Source organism: Shewanella sp. 10N.286.51.B8 (genome assembly GCF_041469325.1).
Classification (GTDB): domain Bacteria; phylum Pseudomonadota; class Gammaproteobacteria; order Enterobacterales; family Shewanellaceae; genus Shewanella.
On sequence record NZ_JBFRKG010000035.1, the window covers coordinates 65,916 to 79,033 of the forward strand.

15 protein-coding genes are annotated in these 13,118 nt (G+C 41.8%); 6 read left to right on the forward strand and 9 right to left on the reverse strand.

Annotated elements, in window-relative coordinates; translation table 11 throughout:
• Positions 1-13: 13 nt before the first annotated feature.
• On the forward strand, positions 14-1,336 hold the full coding sequence (gene envZ, locus AB4160_RS13885; RefSeq protein WP_102439411.1) for a two-component system sensor histidine kinase EnvZ: 1,323 nt from the start codon (positions 14-16) through the stop codon (positions 1,334-1,336).
• A gap of 64 nt (positions 1,337-1,400) precedes the next feature.
• Here envZ and hmpA read toward each other — a convergent pair whose 3' ends face one another.
• The 3 genes from hmpA to AB4160_RS13900 all read right to left on the reverse strand — a co-directional run bounded on the left by hmpA (position 1,401) and on the right by AB4160_RS13900 (position 3,948).
• Entirely contained in the window at positions 1,401-2,594 is a 1,194-nt protein-coding gene (gene hmpA, locus AB4160_RS13890) for an NO-inducible flavohemoprotein (RefSeq protein ID WP_372005095.1), read from the reverse strand.
• Between the two features lie 236 nt (positions 2,595-2,830).
• Positions 2,831-3,304, reverse strand: coding sequence for a peroxiredoxin (locus tag AB4160_RS13895; protein WP_372005097.1), 474 nt, complete (start codon positions 3,302-3,304; stop codon positions 2,831-2,833).
• Between the two features lie 104 nt (positions 3,305-3,408).
• Positions 3,409-3,948, reverse strand: coding sequence for a DUF2937 family protein (locus AB4160_RS13900; RefSeq protein WP_102439408.1), 540 nt, complete (start codon positions 3,946-3,948; stop codon positions 3,409-3,411).
• Between the two features lie 501 nt (positions 3,949-4,449).
• Between AB4160_RS13900 and AB4160_RS13905 the strand changes: the two genes are divergently transcribed.
• Complete coding sequence (locus AB4160_RS13905; protein WP_076538443.1) at positions 4,450-4,974, forward strand: lactoylglutathione lyase family protein; 525 nt, start codon at positions 4,450-4,452, stop codon at positions 4,972-4,974.
• Between the two features lie 163 nt (positions 4,975-5,137).
• Here AB4160_RS13905 and AB4160_RS13910 read toward each other — a convergent pair whose 3' ends face one another.
• Entirely contained in the window at positions 5,138-6,085 is a 948-nt protein-coding gene (locus AB4160_RS13910) for a permease (protein WP_372005099.1), read from the reverse strand.
• A 106-nt stretch (positions 6,086-6,191) separates the two neighbouring features.
• Between AB4160_RS13910 and AB4160_RS13915 the strand changes: the two genes are divergently transcribed.
• Entirely contained in the window at positions 6,192-6,494 is a 303-nt protein-coding gene (locus tag AB4160_RS13915) for a helix-turn-helix transcriptional regulator (RefSeq protein WP_303460101.1), read from the forward strand.
• A gap of 35 nt (positions 6,495-6,529) precedes the next feature.
• Here AB4160_RS13915 and AB4160_RS13920 read toward each other — a convergent pair whose 3' ends face one another.
• Entirely contained in the window at positions 6,530-7,435 is a 906-nt protein-coding gene (locus AB4160_RS13920) for a LysR family transcriptional regulator (protein WP_372005102.1), read from the reverse strand.
• A 246-nt stretch (positions 7,436-7,681) separates the two neighbouring features.
• Here AB4160_RS13920 and AB4160_RS13925 point away from each other — a divergent pair, with 246 nt between their 5' ends.
• A complete protein-coding gene (locus AB4160_RS13925; RefSeq protein WP_102520297.1) occupies positions 7,682-8,221 on the forward strand; it encodes an NADPH-dependent FMN reductase in 540 nt (179 codons plus the stop codon).
• Between the two features lie 7 nt (positions 8,222-8,228).
• Here the strand turns inward: AB4160_RS13925 and AB4160_RS13930 are convergent, their stop codons facing one another.
• From AB4160_RS13930 to AB4160_RS13940, 3 genes are all read right to left on the reverse strand, one after another.
• Complete coding sequence (locus tag AB4160_RS13930) at positions 8,229-8,762, reverse strand: GNAT family N-acetyltransferase (protein ID WP_372005104.1); 534 nt, start codon at positions 8,760-8,762, stop codon at positions 8,229-8,231.
• A gap of 73 nt (positions 8,763-8,835) precedes the next feature.
• A complete protein-coding gene (locus AB4160_RS13935) occupies positions 8,836-9,492 on the reverse strand; it encodes a Bax inhibitor-1 family protein (RefSeq protein ID WP_372002147.1) in 657 nt (218 codons plus the stop codon).
• Positions 9,493-9,558: 66 nt separating this feature from the next.
• Complete coding sequence (locus AB4160_RS13940; protein WP_102439402.1) at positions 9,559-9,909, reverse strand: DUF4870 domain-containing protein; 351 nt, start codon at positions 9,907-9,909, stop codon at positions 9,559-9,561.
• Between the two features lie 607 nt (positions 9,910-10,516).
• On the opposite strand from AB4160_RS13940, the gene AB4160_RS13945 reads away from it, so the two are divergent.
• Together AB4160_RS13945 and AB4160_RS13950 are read left to right on the forward strand one after the other, a co-directional pair.
• Positions 10,517-11,797 (forward strand): sensor histidine kinase, encoded by a 1,281-nt coding sequence (locus tag AB4160_RS13945; RefSeq protein WP_372005106.1) that lies wholly within the window; start codon positions 10,517-10,519, stop codon positions 11,795-11,797.
• 11 nt (positions 11,798-11,808) lie between these two features.
• Positions 11,809-12,345, forward strand: coding sequence for a response regulator transcription factor (locus AB4160_RS13950; RefSeq protein WP_102439401.1), 537 nt, complete (start codon positions 11,809-11,811; stop codon positions 12,343-12,345).
• 75 nt (positions 12,346-12,420) lie between these two features.
• On the opposite strand, the gene AB4160_RS13955 is transcribed toward AB4160_RS13950, so the two are convergent.
• Entirely contained in the window at positions 12,421-12,762 is a 342-nt protein-coding gene (locus AB4160_RS13955; protein ID WP_372005109.1) for a DUF4870 domain-containing protein, read from the reverse strand.
• Positions 12,763-13,118 lie beyond the last annotated feature (356 nt).

Here is a 13,118-nt window from a genome sequence, read left to right on the forward strand (position 1 = left end):
CCAAGCTCAAGCCATAAAACTGAAGTGGTGGCAGCGTTTCCTGCCACGTAATTCATTCAGTCAAACCGTACTATTAATTGGTAGCTTGCTACTGATTAATCAGTTGGTGTCTTATTTATCTGTGACGGTTTATTTCATTAAACCCAGTTACGAACAAATCAATCAACTGATCGCACGGCAAATCAACTTATTATTTATTGATGGCGTAGAGATCAGCCGTGAACACCTCACCATTGTCGATGCCCTAAACGCCAAAGTGCGTGACGATGAGATGAAAGTCTATAACCAACAAGGCGCCATTGAAGCTGGGGTAGACAGTGCGACCTACTATGGATTTTTATCTGCACAAATGTCTGAGTATTTAGGCGGAGAAGCAGAAGTGCGCTTTTCCCAAGGGACTCAGTTAGAAGTGTGGATCCGTCCACCTCAAGCCACCTCGGTGTGGATTAAAGTACCGCTGACTGGCCTAAACGAAAATGATTTATCGCCACTGACCTTATATTTATTGGTTATTGGCGCCTTAAGTGTCGCTGGAGGCTGGTTATTTGCTCGGCGTCTTAATAAACCACTTAAACGCCTACAGCGAGCGGCCTTTACAGTATCAAAAGGGGAATTTCCTGCGCCATTGCCCTTAAGCGGCTCTTCTGAAATCGTTGAAGTGACTCACGCCTTTAATCAAATGTCTCACAGCATGAAGCAGTTGGAGCAAGATCGCGCGCTATTGATGGCGGGGATTTCCCACGATTTACGCACACCACTGACTCGTATTCGCCTAGCATCTGAAATGATGGTGGAAGAAGATCAATATCTAAAAGATGGCATCATCACCGATATTGAAGACATGGACGACATCATTAATCAGTTTATTGCCTATGTGCGCCATGACCAAGAAAGCGCCCGGGAACCCAATGATATCAACCGCCTTATTCGCGAAATCGCCCAACAAGAAATGCATCGACAAGGTGATATCGAGCTGCAATTGCAAGAAGGCCCTATGGTGTCCTTTCAAAGTGTGGCCATTAAACGGGTATTAAGTAATCTTGTTGAAAACGGCTTTCGCTACGGTGGCGGCTGGATAAAAATTAGCTCAATCCATAAAGCCAAATACGTCAGCTTTATTGTTGAAGATAATGGCCCTGGTATTAATGAAACTAAAATTGATGAACTATTCCAGCCATTTACCCAAGGCGATAGCGCTAGAGGCTCTGTGGGTTCAGGGTTAGGGTTAGCGATAGTTAAACGTATTATCGATAGGCATCACGGTAAAATCCTCCTTAAAAACCGCCCAGAAGGCGGGCTGCATGCCCAAGTGTGGCTGCCTATTAGCCGTCATTAATACCCAAAAATAAGCATAAAAAAAAGCGACTCATAGAGTCGCTTTTTTAGTTAAGCCTCAGCCATTATAAATCAGCATGAGGGCCAAATACTTCATAATGCAGTTGTGATTCTGGCACATTAAGCGCTAATAATTGCTGCTTAACGGCTTTCATAAAGCCGATAGGGCCGCAGAAGTAGTATTGTGCGTTTGGCACAATATGTTCAGCAATCTTGTTGAGCTCAACTGTCCCTTCAAAATCAAAATCTTCCGCCGGTAAATCTGTCGCTAAAGGATTGCGATACCAAACGTAGCTTTCTAAGTTGGTATTCACATCTCGTTTGGCTTGAATTGCTTGTTTAAAGCTGTGCTGTGCGCCATCTTCACAGGCATGAACCCAAGTGATATTCGCTGTATGTGATTGCGATAATAGCTGGTTCAACATGCTCTTCATTGGCGTAAGGCCGACACCAGCCGACAACAACACTACAGGCGTTTCAGCAGCGGTATTCAGCACAAAATCACCCGCAGGTGCAACCACATCGATGATATCTCCGACTTGGTAATGCTCATGCAGTAAGTTAGAAACTTTACCGCCCTGTTCACGCTTAACACTAATGCGGTACGTACTGCCATTAGGTGCATCTGATAATGAATACTGACGAATTTCAGTAAACTCAAGCTGTTCATGCTCAAGCGACACACTTAAGTATTGCCCTGGAGTGAATTCGACGACTGGCTGACCGTCTTCTGGTGCTAACAGGAATGAAGTGATAACCGAGGATTCGGGCGTTTTCGCTTGAACCACAAAGCGGCGTGTGCCTTCCCAGCCACCTTGAGCCTGTGCTGTTTGCAGGTAAAGCTGTGCTTCGCGGTTGATAAAGATATCCGCTAAAAAGCCATATGCATTACCCCAAGCGGTCAGCACTTCTTCAGTCACGGCATCACCGCCGAGTTCTTTAAGTGTCGCTAAAAGGTGTCCACCAACAATGGCGTACTGCTCTGGCTTGATTAAGAAACCTGTGTGTTTATGAGCAATACGCTCAACAGCTGAGCCTAGCACGGCAAGATTATCGATATTTTTTGCGTATGCGGCCACCGCACTGAATAAGGCAAGCGGTTGTCCGCCAGAATGCTGATGGGTCAAGTTAAATACATCTTTTAACTCGGGATTATGTTCAAACATACGTTGATAAAAATGCGTCGTCAGCGCAGGACCAGCTGACTCTAATAAGGGAATGGTGCTTTTAACAACGTCAATCGTATGTTGATCTAACATAAACAACCTCTAATATGTATTTATAATGCATGTTTTGATAGATGTTAAACATGCATTTGATTTAGATCAATGTTTTTCGACTCTTTTATCCTTGAGTGATTAGAAAAATAGCAATTCAGTATAAGCCAAATAAAAAAACCAGCGACATCAGCGCTGGCTTCATTAATTGACGACTCATAGCTACAACTCAGGCATACAAATCAGCCAAGCTGATAGAAGCATTCTTACATGCAGTTTTACAGAGCGCTCAATATCGCTTCTGCAGTACTGACTTCAAAAGACTTTGGCGCTTCCACATTTAAGCTGGTTACCACACCATTATCGACAATCATCGCATAACGCTGGGAGCGAATACCGCCAAAGCCTGCGGTATCCATATCTAAACCTAATGCTTTGGTAAAACTTGCATCGCCATCTGCTAGCATCATGAGTTCACTGGCATTTTGCGCATCCCCCCAGGCTTTCATTACAAAGGCATCATTGACAGATACACAAGCAATGGCATCAACCCCTTTAGCTTTAAGTTGATCAGCAAGCACCACAAAACCCGGTAAATGCGCTTCTGAGCAGGTGGGTGTAAACGCGCCAGGTACAGCAAACAGCACGACTTTTTTACCGGCGAAAAATTCACTTACATCATGATTTAGCATGCCATCATCAGTTAGTTCGCTTAATGTACCTGCTGGTAAAGCTTGTCCTTGTTCTATCATGGTAAATCCTTATTTATTGAATAATGTGCTCATCAGCATAGCGCTAAAGCGGCGTTACAAACACTGAGTAACTGTATGGGCTTTAGCTGTTGTTAGCGTTGAGCTTATTGTGAGCTCACTTTAACCGATATCGGTTTTAGTGCTCGATATGCATGTCGACAGCCTTTGCCACAACCCAGCAAACAAAGTTCACATATCAGTGATAATAAAAAACCGAGCACTAAACCTATGGTTATCGCCCGTGTATCGAGCATGATGGTATGGCTAAAGTTGTGCCATACCTCTTGGCGTATATCTTTCATTGGCTCAAATGCCACCTGTTCAAAACCACTAAAAGCCGTTTGATTGAACTGCATAAGTGCCCCATTTAGCAACTGATAACGTTGATAAATGGCTTGAATACTGTCGCCACCTGCACTAAAAACTTGGTCAGGGTTATGTTGATAATGGGCTATGAGCTGTTGAATATCACCAGCAAAAAATCGATCTGCATCTTGCTCAAACTCGGCTAAACTCAATTTTGCTTCTTGGGTATGAGCTTGCAATCGCTGACCATACTGATCAACAAAAGCAGGCACTTGCACGCCAAGTAATACCCCTGAGACAAATAGTATTAAGCGTAAATAATCGAATACAGATTTCATAATAGATCACGGCCTTTAAATGAGTATGACGGCTAAAACACTACAGTAAGCCGTTCGCGCTTCTATGTAGCAAACAGTAAGCTAAAAACTATATCTACCAGATTAGCCACAAATAGAAAGCGCTTTATCATTAAAAGCAGTTAACAGCCGCAAGCTTACCCATGAAGGCACCTGCTCATGAGCTTTATTTAACCCATAGGGTTAATACGTCACTCAAAGCAAACCAACATTACATAATTTTATTGTTTATATAATTATTGATAATTTTTCATTAAAACCTTGTCTGTATACAATTCGCTCATCAAATTTACACCAGTTAATGAGGAATACACCATGAGCAACCACGATGACAGCAGCAATGCTAAAAATAACGACTTAAACCTAGGCCGCAGAAACATGCTAAAAACAATGGGCGTGGGCGTTGCAGCCGCTGTTGCCGCCACTACTGCCGCATCAGTTATGGCAGCCACAGGCACTGAGCCAACCAAGCTTGCTGGCGCTATGGGTAATGATAAATTCAATACCAATAATCCCTACCCACGTACTTTTTCTCATATCGGGGTGTCAGTACCTAATCTAGAGGAAGCGGTTAAGTTTTATAGTGAAGTCCTCGGCTGGTACGTGATCATGGAACCTACCGAAGTAAAAGAAGATGACAGTGCAATCGGGGTTATGTGTACCGACGTATTTGGCGCAGGCTGGGAACGCTTCAGAATCGCTCACATGTCTACGGGCGATCGCATTGGCCTTGAACTGTTTGAATTTAAAAATCAGCAAAACCCTGAAGATAATTTTGAATATTGGAAAACTGGTATTTTCCACTTTTCAGTTCAAGATCCAAACGTTGAAGAATTAGCGGAAAAAATTGTTGCTGCTGGCGGTAAAAAACGTATGAAAGCACCACGTTATTACTTCCCGGGTGAAAAACCATACCGCATGATTTACATGGAAGACCCATTCGGAAATATCATCGAAATTTATAGCCACAGCTATGAACTACAATATTCTAGCGGTGCTTATAGCTAAATCGAGCTAAAAGCCAAAGCTCGGTAAAGGCTAAATCTAGGTAAAAGACAAAGGAGGCATTATGTGCCTCCTTTTTTGATTTTTAGCTAACGGCTAAAGCTTAGCCTCGATGCTTATCTTAAGCACTTATCTTAAGCGCTTATCTTAGATGCTTGGCAATTCACTAAAAAATCCATTGATAAGTGAAACCTGCCAACATAGCCATGGACAGAATCACTACTAAGAATGCGACTATCATCTGATTTTTAAATATTGATTTAAGTAAAATAACCTCAGTTAAACTGGCCCCAGCGCTGCCGATAATTAGCGCCATAACAGCACCTAAACCCATACCCTTTGCTGCCAATGCGGCGCTTAATGGAATAACGGCTTCAGCACGGATATAAAGTGGAATACCAACCACTGCCGCTATTGGAATAGCAAACCAATTATCTTCACTGGCAACATTGGCAACAAATTCAGTTGGCATAAATCCGTATATTAACGAGCCAACAGCGATACCACCGATAAGATATGGCAATACTTTTTTAAAGTCAGACCAAGTGGTGTTCCACAATGCTTTACTGAAAACTTTATCCCATTTACTGAGAGGTTTTGCCGCTTTACCATTACACGAACTACCGCATCCACCCTTCACTTCAGCTTTTAGATAGGCTTCAGGTTTGACATATTTTTCAAAGCCTAATTTTTCAAGGCTGTAACCTGCAATAACCGACACTCCCATTGCTATGACAAAGTAAAATAAGGTCACTTGCAGCCCAAAAGTCACTGCGAATAAACCAATAATAATGGGATTGAGTAAGGGGCTTGCAAACAAGAACACCATCATGGTGCCAAAGCCTGCTTTTGCTCTGAGTAAGCCCTTTAAAAATGGAATGGTAGAACAAGAACAGAAAGGGGTAATCGCCCCTAAAAAAGCGGCAATGATATAACCTTTACCGTTTTTACCACTCAATATTTGCTGAATTTTTGCTGGCGGAATAAATTGCTGTAGCACCCCAACAAAGTAACTGATAGCCAGAAACAGCAAGGTCAGCTCTACCGCCAAAAATAAAAACATATGCAAAGTTTGTTTAAGCATATCTGAATTAATTAATAGTAAATCTTTCATGGCTTATAAATCCGTATTTCTAGAATAGTCGAAATATAGATTATGGCACTGGCGAGATCAAGATATTTCTAGTAATATCGAAATATAATTTTAAACAGGATTGGACATGGATATCGAAATTATAGCTAAAGCATTGAAAGAATTAGGCCATCCAACAAGATTAACCATTTTCAATAAAGTCGTACGCGCAGGGTATCAAGGTATTGCTGTCGGTGGACTTCAACAAAGCTTAGCCATTCCGGGTTCGACGCTCTCGCATCACATTTCGAGTTTAGCCTCTGCAGGGCTAATCACCCAGCGCCGTGAAGGACGCACCCTATTTTGTGTCGCCGAATTTGACAAACTGCAAGCTGTAATCAGCTTTTTACAAGATGAATGCTGTGCCGATGAAAAACTTCAAACTAAGTAGTCCACAACAGTTACACAAGCTAGCCAGTATTATATTTAGTAAACAGGCATATGCTCCACCAGCAAGTCGATAAAGCGGCGAACTTTTGGGGATAAATGCTTACGGCTTGGATAAACCGCATATATGTCGATTTGAGGTTGAATGTAATCTTCAAACAGTATGCTGAGCTGTTGCTTTTCAAGCGCTGCTGTTAAGTAAAATGAGGGTAAGCGGCAAATACCGTGATGATCGAGCACCATCGCCAGTTCCATATCGGCATTATTACAACCAATCACTTGCGCCACAGTTACCGTTTCTGAGCGACCATCAACATGTTCAAACAGCCAGCGATCTGGCTGCTTTAAATTGCTATAGCAAATACATTGGTGCTCAGTTAACTCGCTGGGTACTTGCGGGGTTCCGTGTGTTGCAAGGTATTGCGGTGTTGCCACAACATGCGCATGAAATTGACCAATACGTTTACAGATTAAACTCGAATCAGTTAATTGCCCAGTGTCTCGAATCGCTAAATCATAGCCCTCTTGCACTAAGTCCACATGGCGATCGCTAAAATCAATGTCTAGCTTTACCTCGGGATACATGCGCATATACAAAGACAAAATGGGTTGTAAATATTGCAATCCAAAGGTCACTGGGCAGCTAATCTTTAGAGTGCCGTTGGGGGTCATTAAGCTGCTATCGATCATATTGATTGCCGCTTGGGCATCGGCGACCATTTGCTGACATTGCTGATAAAACAGCTTGCCCTCTGCGGTTAAACTCAGCGAACGCGTGCTGCGATGCAATAATCGAGTATTAAGCCGCTGCTCTAATTTTGTGACAGTTTTACTGACATAAGAAGTGGAATGGCCGGTTTTTTCTGCCGCTAACGAAAAGCTCCCAAGCTCGATCACTTGGGTAAAAATCACCACACCATCAAATAGCTTTGTATCTTGATCCATCACGCTCGGCCATTGTTACTGCATTTGAGCCACTATAACGGCGTTATTCATTCCAATAAAGATTAAAATAGCTTAAAAAACCACTATTGCGAGTTATATGGAAACAATAAATATCCAACAACTAACTTAATCAATCCGCAAAAAAGCCGTACAGTAGCTGCATAAGTTAATAGCAAACACACTTTAGTCATCCACCGCTTTGGTTTTAGGTGTTTACAATATCAGCGATTTAAATAAGGCAATAACATGAAAATATTAGCATTTGCAGCAAGCAGTAGTCGTCATTCAATCAACAAAACCTTGGCAAATTATGCCGCTAACTTAGCCGCTAACTTAGTCGATGGCGCGGAAGTAGAATTGTTAGATATTAACGATTATGAAATAGCATTATTTAGCGAAGATAGAGAAAAAGAGTTAGGCAAGCCTGCATTGGCACAAGCCTTTTTTGATAAAATCACCCAGGCAGATGCTTTAGTCATTTCTTTTGCAGAGCATAATGGCTCTTACACTGCAGCCTACAAAAACCTGTTTGACTGGACATCACGTATTGATCAAAAACTGTTTCAAAATAAACCAACGCTATTATTAGCCACCTCACCAGGCCCTGGCGGTGCTAACACGGTATTAACCGCCGCAACCACATCTGCGCCCTACTTTGCCGCTGATGTAAAAGGCACTTTGTCGGTACCCAGCTTTTATCAAAATTTTGATGTAGAAACAGGTACATTAACGAACCCAGAACTTGCCGAAAAACTCACTCAAGCCGTCAGCCAGCTCGCGAGTTAACTCTAATTCAAGATACTCGATAGCGCTGTATTATTGCCACAGCGTTATCTTGCTGATTTTTCTCATTGCTTTGAGTATCTAATTCAATTTCAGAATCAAGCACCCCACCATTGGCGATGATCATTTTTGCCGAGGCAAGATTGTGCTTATAACAATGAATATGCAGCTCATTGATGCCTTTACCCTTTGCCAATGCGATAGTTTGCGCCAGCAATTCAACCCCTAAGCCTTTACCTCGAAAACGCGGTCGAATACCGAGTCCAATATGGCCGCCACAATAACGAATATTATCATTGAGAGTTAAGCGTAAATTGGCGACACCTAAGAGCTCATCACCTTCCACTAACCAATAAGTTTCACTGGCCACATAACCTGCAGGTAAATTCTGCCCGCGGGCAAAGTCACTGATTTTTTCGAGCATTGCGCCAAAATCACTGTGGTCAAAATCAAGCGGAAACGGGTAGCGCTCTTCATCCCCTTGCTCGGTAATATAATCAATATAGCTTTGCTGGTAGTAGCCACTTGGCTTTACGAGTTGCAACAGGCTTCTCCTTGGATGATCTGACTGACACCAACAGCGCCTTATGGCTCTGTTGGTGTCGCCTTACTCGATTTTACTTACGACCCAGAATACGCAAAATTCTAAGGAACAAGTTAATGATATCCATATACAGGGCTGCAGCACTATCAATAGCATTATCTACTGTTTTCGGAATTTGATTGGCACGGCCCCAGTCATAGCCTATGTAGCCACAAAAAATCAGCACCACAATCCAATCTAATATGCCGTGATGAATACCAAACACGTATATTTCAATCAGCTCAACGACAATCACTAACAATAAAGCAATAGTTAGCGCACCAGCGATTTTGCTAAAAAACGCCGGAAATAACGTTCCTAGACACATCATGCCGATAGTCACTAGCCCTGTAATCCGAATGGCTTCTGATACTAATGCGGCATCATATTGGCTCACCACTAAATTAATAATGAAGCCAAATGGCACCACCACAAAGTTGTAGCCAGCAAAACTAACAATGGGTTTATCAGATGAGGAAAATAGATAAACACCCAAAAAGCATGACGCAAAATACCCGATAAAAAACACCCACGAATTAATATCTGCAATTGCTTGCGGTGAAATATTTGTCACCATCCACCAATTAACGCCAAAGCCCCAGCAGAGTGTTAAGCCAATAACAAGATTATAAAAAGTGGGACTGATCAGGGTGTCGTCTGTATTGCGACGGTCAAAAACATTACTTTCCACAACAATATCCTTTCGTTGTTAATAGACGTTATTGAGCCATTAATGGCTCAATAACTGACAGCAGATTTACTTAATTAATCGCAAAGTATATGGCACGCGAAAGTTATCACCTTTTGATGTGGCAATCGCGCCCATAATGCAAAAGACCAAATGACAAACGCCCAATACCAAGGTAAATAACACCCCAATTAAAATGAAAGTAAGAATGAACGAAATGAAATAACCAATGGTGGCAGTAATTGACCAGTTCAGCGCCTCTTTAGACTGCTCTCTAAGGTATGCATCATCTTCTTTGACTAGATACAACACCAACGAGGGGATAAACCCAAAAAAGATGGTACCAATCCAGCACAACAGCGCCATATTTTTACTATCTTGTGAAATTTCATTTATCACTACGTCGGTATTTTCGCTCATTATTCATTCCTTTATAGACACCCAATGAACCCACTAAAACTGGGTGCAAGACTTTAGCGGTATTTAGTATTTAGTTCGTAGCAAATAGAAAAAGTAATAAACACTATCCAGCAGATCTGAAAGAATATGATTGATATCCATATCAGGGCTTAAAATAGTTGTCCTTTACTATCTATATTGATACTTAATGCCCAATAACAGCTTGATTAAAGCATCACAGTGGCACTCAAGGTTTAAAATATAACCACGATTGATATTAGCAAGTCAAATTAACCTTTTAAAACAGAACGATATAAACCATATTATCGCTTTATGAGTTAATAATTTCAGCCTAGGTCATCGATACTGGGTAATTGATACTGGGCATTTAATACTACTGGGCATTGGATAACAGCATCATAGTTTGGCTTTTTACTATAAAAAGCTGGCGTAAAAGATAAATATATTTCATTGATGCAAAAGGGAATACCGCCTAAAACGCTTGCTTTGCTCCTCCGCACAAAATAAACAAGATGTGATGTTAAAGTCTGCATAATTCAATTAATGTATCATCACTTATACCAAGTTATTTACCCCACTAAAAATAAAAAAGGTAAACAATAACAACGTGACCAATAATCAAATCAATAATAATAAAATCCACAATAATAACGTCGCAAAATCAGCGGCTTTAATGGGCACGCCAACAGCACAACTATCCGCATTACGGCTCATTTATTGGCTATTAAAAATAGGCTTGATCTTATTTGCGACTCAGTTATTTGGCTTAACCGCCCCACCAATGGAACTCAACTTTATTCTTGCTGTTGAAGCTGTCTATGTCGCTATTGGCTTTCGCGTTCGTTACGCCATTAACCAAAACCCATTATTGTTTGCCACCTTATTGCTAGATACCCTATTTTGGATTATATGGCTGTATTGTACTGGTGGCTCAGCTAATGCCTTTATTTCATTGCTTTTATTGCCTATCGCCATCGCTGCTGTCATGTTGCCACAATGGGCCCCTTGGTGTTTGGCGCTTATTTCTACCGCCGCCTACAGTGCGATGATTTTTACTCAACCCGATCACAGCATGCACCATGGTATGGACATGAGTTCCCACTACTTAGGCATGTGGTTTAACTTTGTTATTTCAGCATTAGTACTCACCACCACGGTGGCGTTTATTGCTAAAAAAATTCGCCAAAAAAACGCCCAATTACATTACTTGCGCGAAGCGCAAATGCGCCAAGAAAAGCTATTGGCGCTGGGCACAGTATCAGCACAAATGGCTCACCAATTGGCTACGCCACTGGCTACTTTAAGGCTATTATTAGAAGAGCTTGGCGAAGATAATCAAGCGGGTCACTTACAGCTTGAAATGAATAAGGCGCTGAATCGCTGCGAGAAAAGCCTAACAGATTTAAGGCAGGCCACCGAGTCTATTCGATCGGAAAAAATGCACTCGCAAACCGTGAATAATTTAACCAGTAGCCTGCAAGAGCAAGTTAATTTACTCATGCCTGAAATTCAGCTGTCTTTAACCCTGGCTGACAACGCTGACCGAGTAGAAATTCTCACCGATATGAGTCTATTACCGGCATTATTGGCATTAATTGAAAATGCCGCCAGAGCCAGTCAGGAAAATATTCAAACCCAAAAAGTAGCGATAAAAATCACCTTAGATAAACAAGTTGGGCTAAGCATTGGCATTTACGATTTTGGTGAAGGTATGTCTGAAAGTTTGCTGGAAAAACTTGGCCATAAAATGATTGAAAGCCCCAAAGGCTTAGGGATTGCAGTGTTATTAAGCCATGCCAGTTTTGAGCGCTTAGGCGGCAAACTAACCCTACAACCCAACCCAGAGCAAGGCACGATTGCCACTGTAACCTTACCCATAGAAAAATAGGCTTATTAGGTATGAATAACTTACTCATTATTGAAGATGATAGCGCCTTAGCCGCCGTGCTCGCCAGCCGCTTAAGCCGTCATGGGTTTAACTGCGTGCAATGTAACAGTGCGGAGCAAAGCTTATTAAAAGCCCGCCAGCATGCACCGAGTCATATTTTATTAGACATGAAATTGGCCGATAAGAATGGTTTAGCGTTAATCACCCCGCTGCGCCAATACCTGCCTAACGCATTAATCGTATTACTAACGGGCTACGCCAGTATTGCCACTGCAGTTGAAGCCATCAGATTAGGTGCCGACAATTACTTAGCCAAACCCGTTGATACCCAAACCTTATTAAACGCCCTCAATGTTAGCCCCAATGAGCAAAATGAGCCGTTATTGTCTGAGCAGCCGATTTCGCCCAAGCTACTAGAGTGGGAGCATATTCAACAGGTTCTGACCGCCAATAATGGCAACATTTCTGCCACGGCAAGGCTATTGGGGATGCACAGAAGAACGCTGCAACGTAAATTACTGAAAAAGCCCATTACTGACACGCGATAAAGGCCCTAGTGGCTGCTATATACATTTTTCAGCCCCTAAAACTGTCACCATGGGATTTGACTTCAGTTTACTTAATTAATCGCAGGCTAAGGGCACGCGGAAACTGTCGCCTTTGGAGGTGGCTAAAGCGCCTATGGTACAAAAGACCAAATGACTGATAGCCAATACTAAAGTAAGCATGACTCCCATTAAGCTAAAGAAAAGCATAAACCCAATGCTATAACCAACGACACCAGTGAGAAACCAATTCAACGCCTCTTTTGATTGTGCTTGGATATAGTCATCATCTTGTTTCACAAACAACAATACCAGCGCCGGAATGAAGCCGAAAAACAAGGTGCCAACCCAACATAGTCGCGCCATATTTTTCGCATCTTGGGTAATTTCATTGATGACTAATTCCGTGTTTTGGCTCATGGATAATTCCTTTATACACATTCAATGAGCACTGTGAAGCTGGCTACATGATTGGTGTATGAGTTTAATGGTATTTAAAAAATTAAAAAAAGTGCATGAAAACAGCAATGAAGGTCTGACAGGATGTCATCGATATCCATACCTGGCTTAGAATAGTTATCCTTCACTATTTGTACTTTCACCTGTACCTGTATTTATAATTATTTTTGCGGCCTAATGACAGCTTGCGACAAAGTAGCTAATAAACTCTGTTTAAAATATAAGCAGCGCCACTGACAATAAGTCAAACTAGCAAATTTAACCCAACATAATAAAATAAACGCCCTAAATATAAGCGCTTAATTTATCTTTAAAGC

What these genes read in the sequence shown, in the direction of transcription:
- hmpA (WP_372005095.1), bottom strand. Translation starts at nt 2,594, where the DNA reads ATGTTAGATCAACATACGATTGACGTTGTTAAAAGCACCATTCCCTTA.
- AB4160_RS13895 (WP_372005097.1), bottom strand. Translation starts at nt 3,304, where the DNA reads ATGATAGAACAAGGACAAGCTTTACCAGCAGGTACATTAAGCGAACTA.
- AB4160_RS13900 (WP_102439408.1), bottom strand. Translation starts at nt 3,948, where the DNA reads ATGAAATCTGTATTCGATTATTTACGCTTAATACTATTTGTCTCAGGG.
- AB4160_RS13905 (WP_076538443.1), top strand. Translation starts at nt 4,450, where the DNA reads ATGGGTAATGATAAATTCAATACCAATAATCCCTACCCACGTACTTTT.
- AB4160_RS13910 (WP_372005099.1), bottom strand. Translation starts at nt 6,085, where the DNA reads ATGAAAGATTTACTATTAATTAATTCAGATATGCTTAAACAAACTTTG.
- AB4160_RS13915 (WP_303460101.1), top strand. Translation starts at nt 6,192, where the DNA reads ATGGATATCGAAATTATAGCTAAAGCATTGAAAGAATTAGGCCATCCA.
- AB4160_RS13920 (WP_372005102.1), bottom strand. Translation starts at nt 7,435, where the DNA reads ATGGATCAAGATACAAAGCTATTTGATGGTGTGGTGATTTTTACCCAA.
- AB4160_RS13925 (WP_102520297.1), top strand. Translation starts at nt 7,682, where the DNA reads ATGAAAATATTAGCATTTGCAGCAAGCAGTAGTCGTCATTCAATCAAC.
- AB4160_RS13940 (WP_102439402.1), bottom strand. Translation starts at nt 9,909, where the DNA reads ATGAGCGAAAATACCGACGTAGTGATAAATGAAATTTCACAAGATAGT.
- AB4160_RS13950 (WP_102439401.1), top strand. Translation starts at nt 11,809, where the DNA reads ATGAATAACTTACTCATTATTGAAGATGATAGCGCCTTAGCCGCCGTG.
- AB4160_RS13955 (WP_372005109.1), bottom strand. Translation starts at nt 12,762, where the DNA reads ATGAGCCAAAACACGGAATTAGTCATCAATGAAATTACCCAAGATGCG.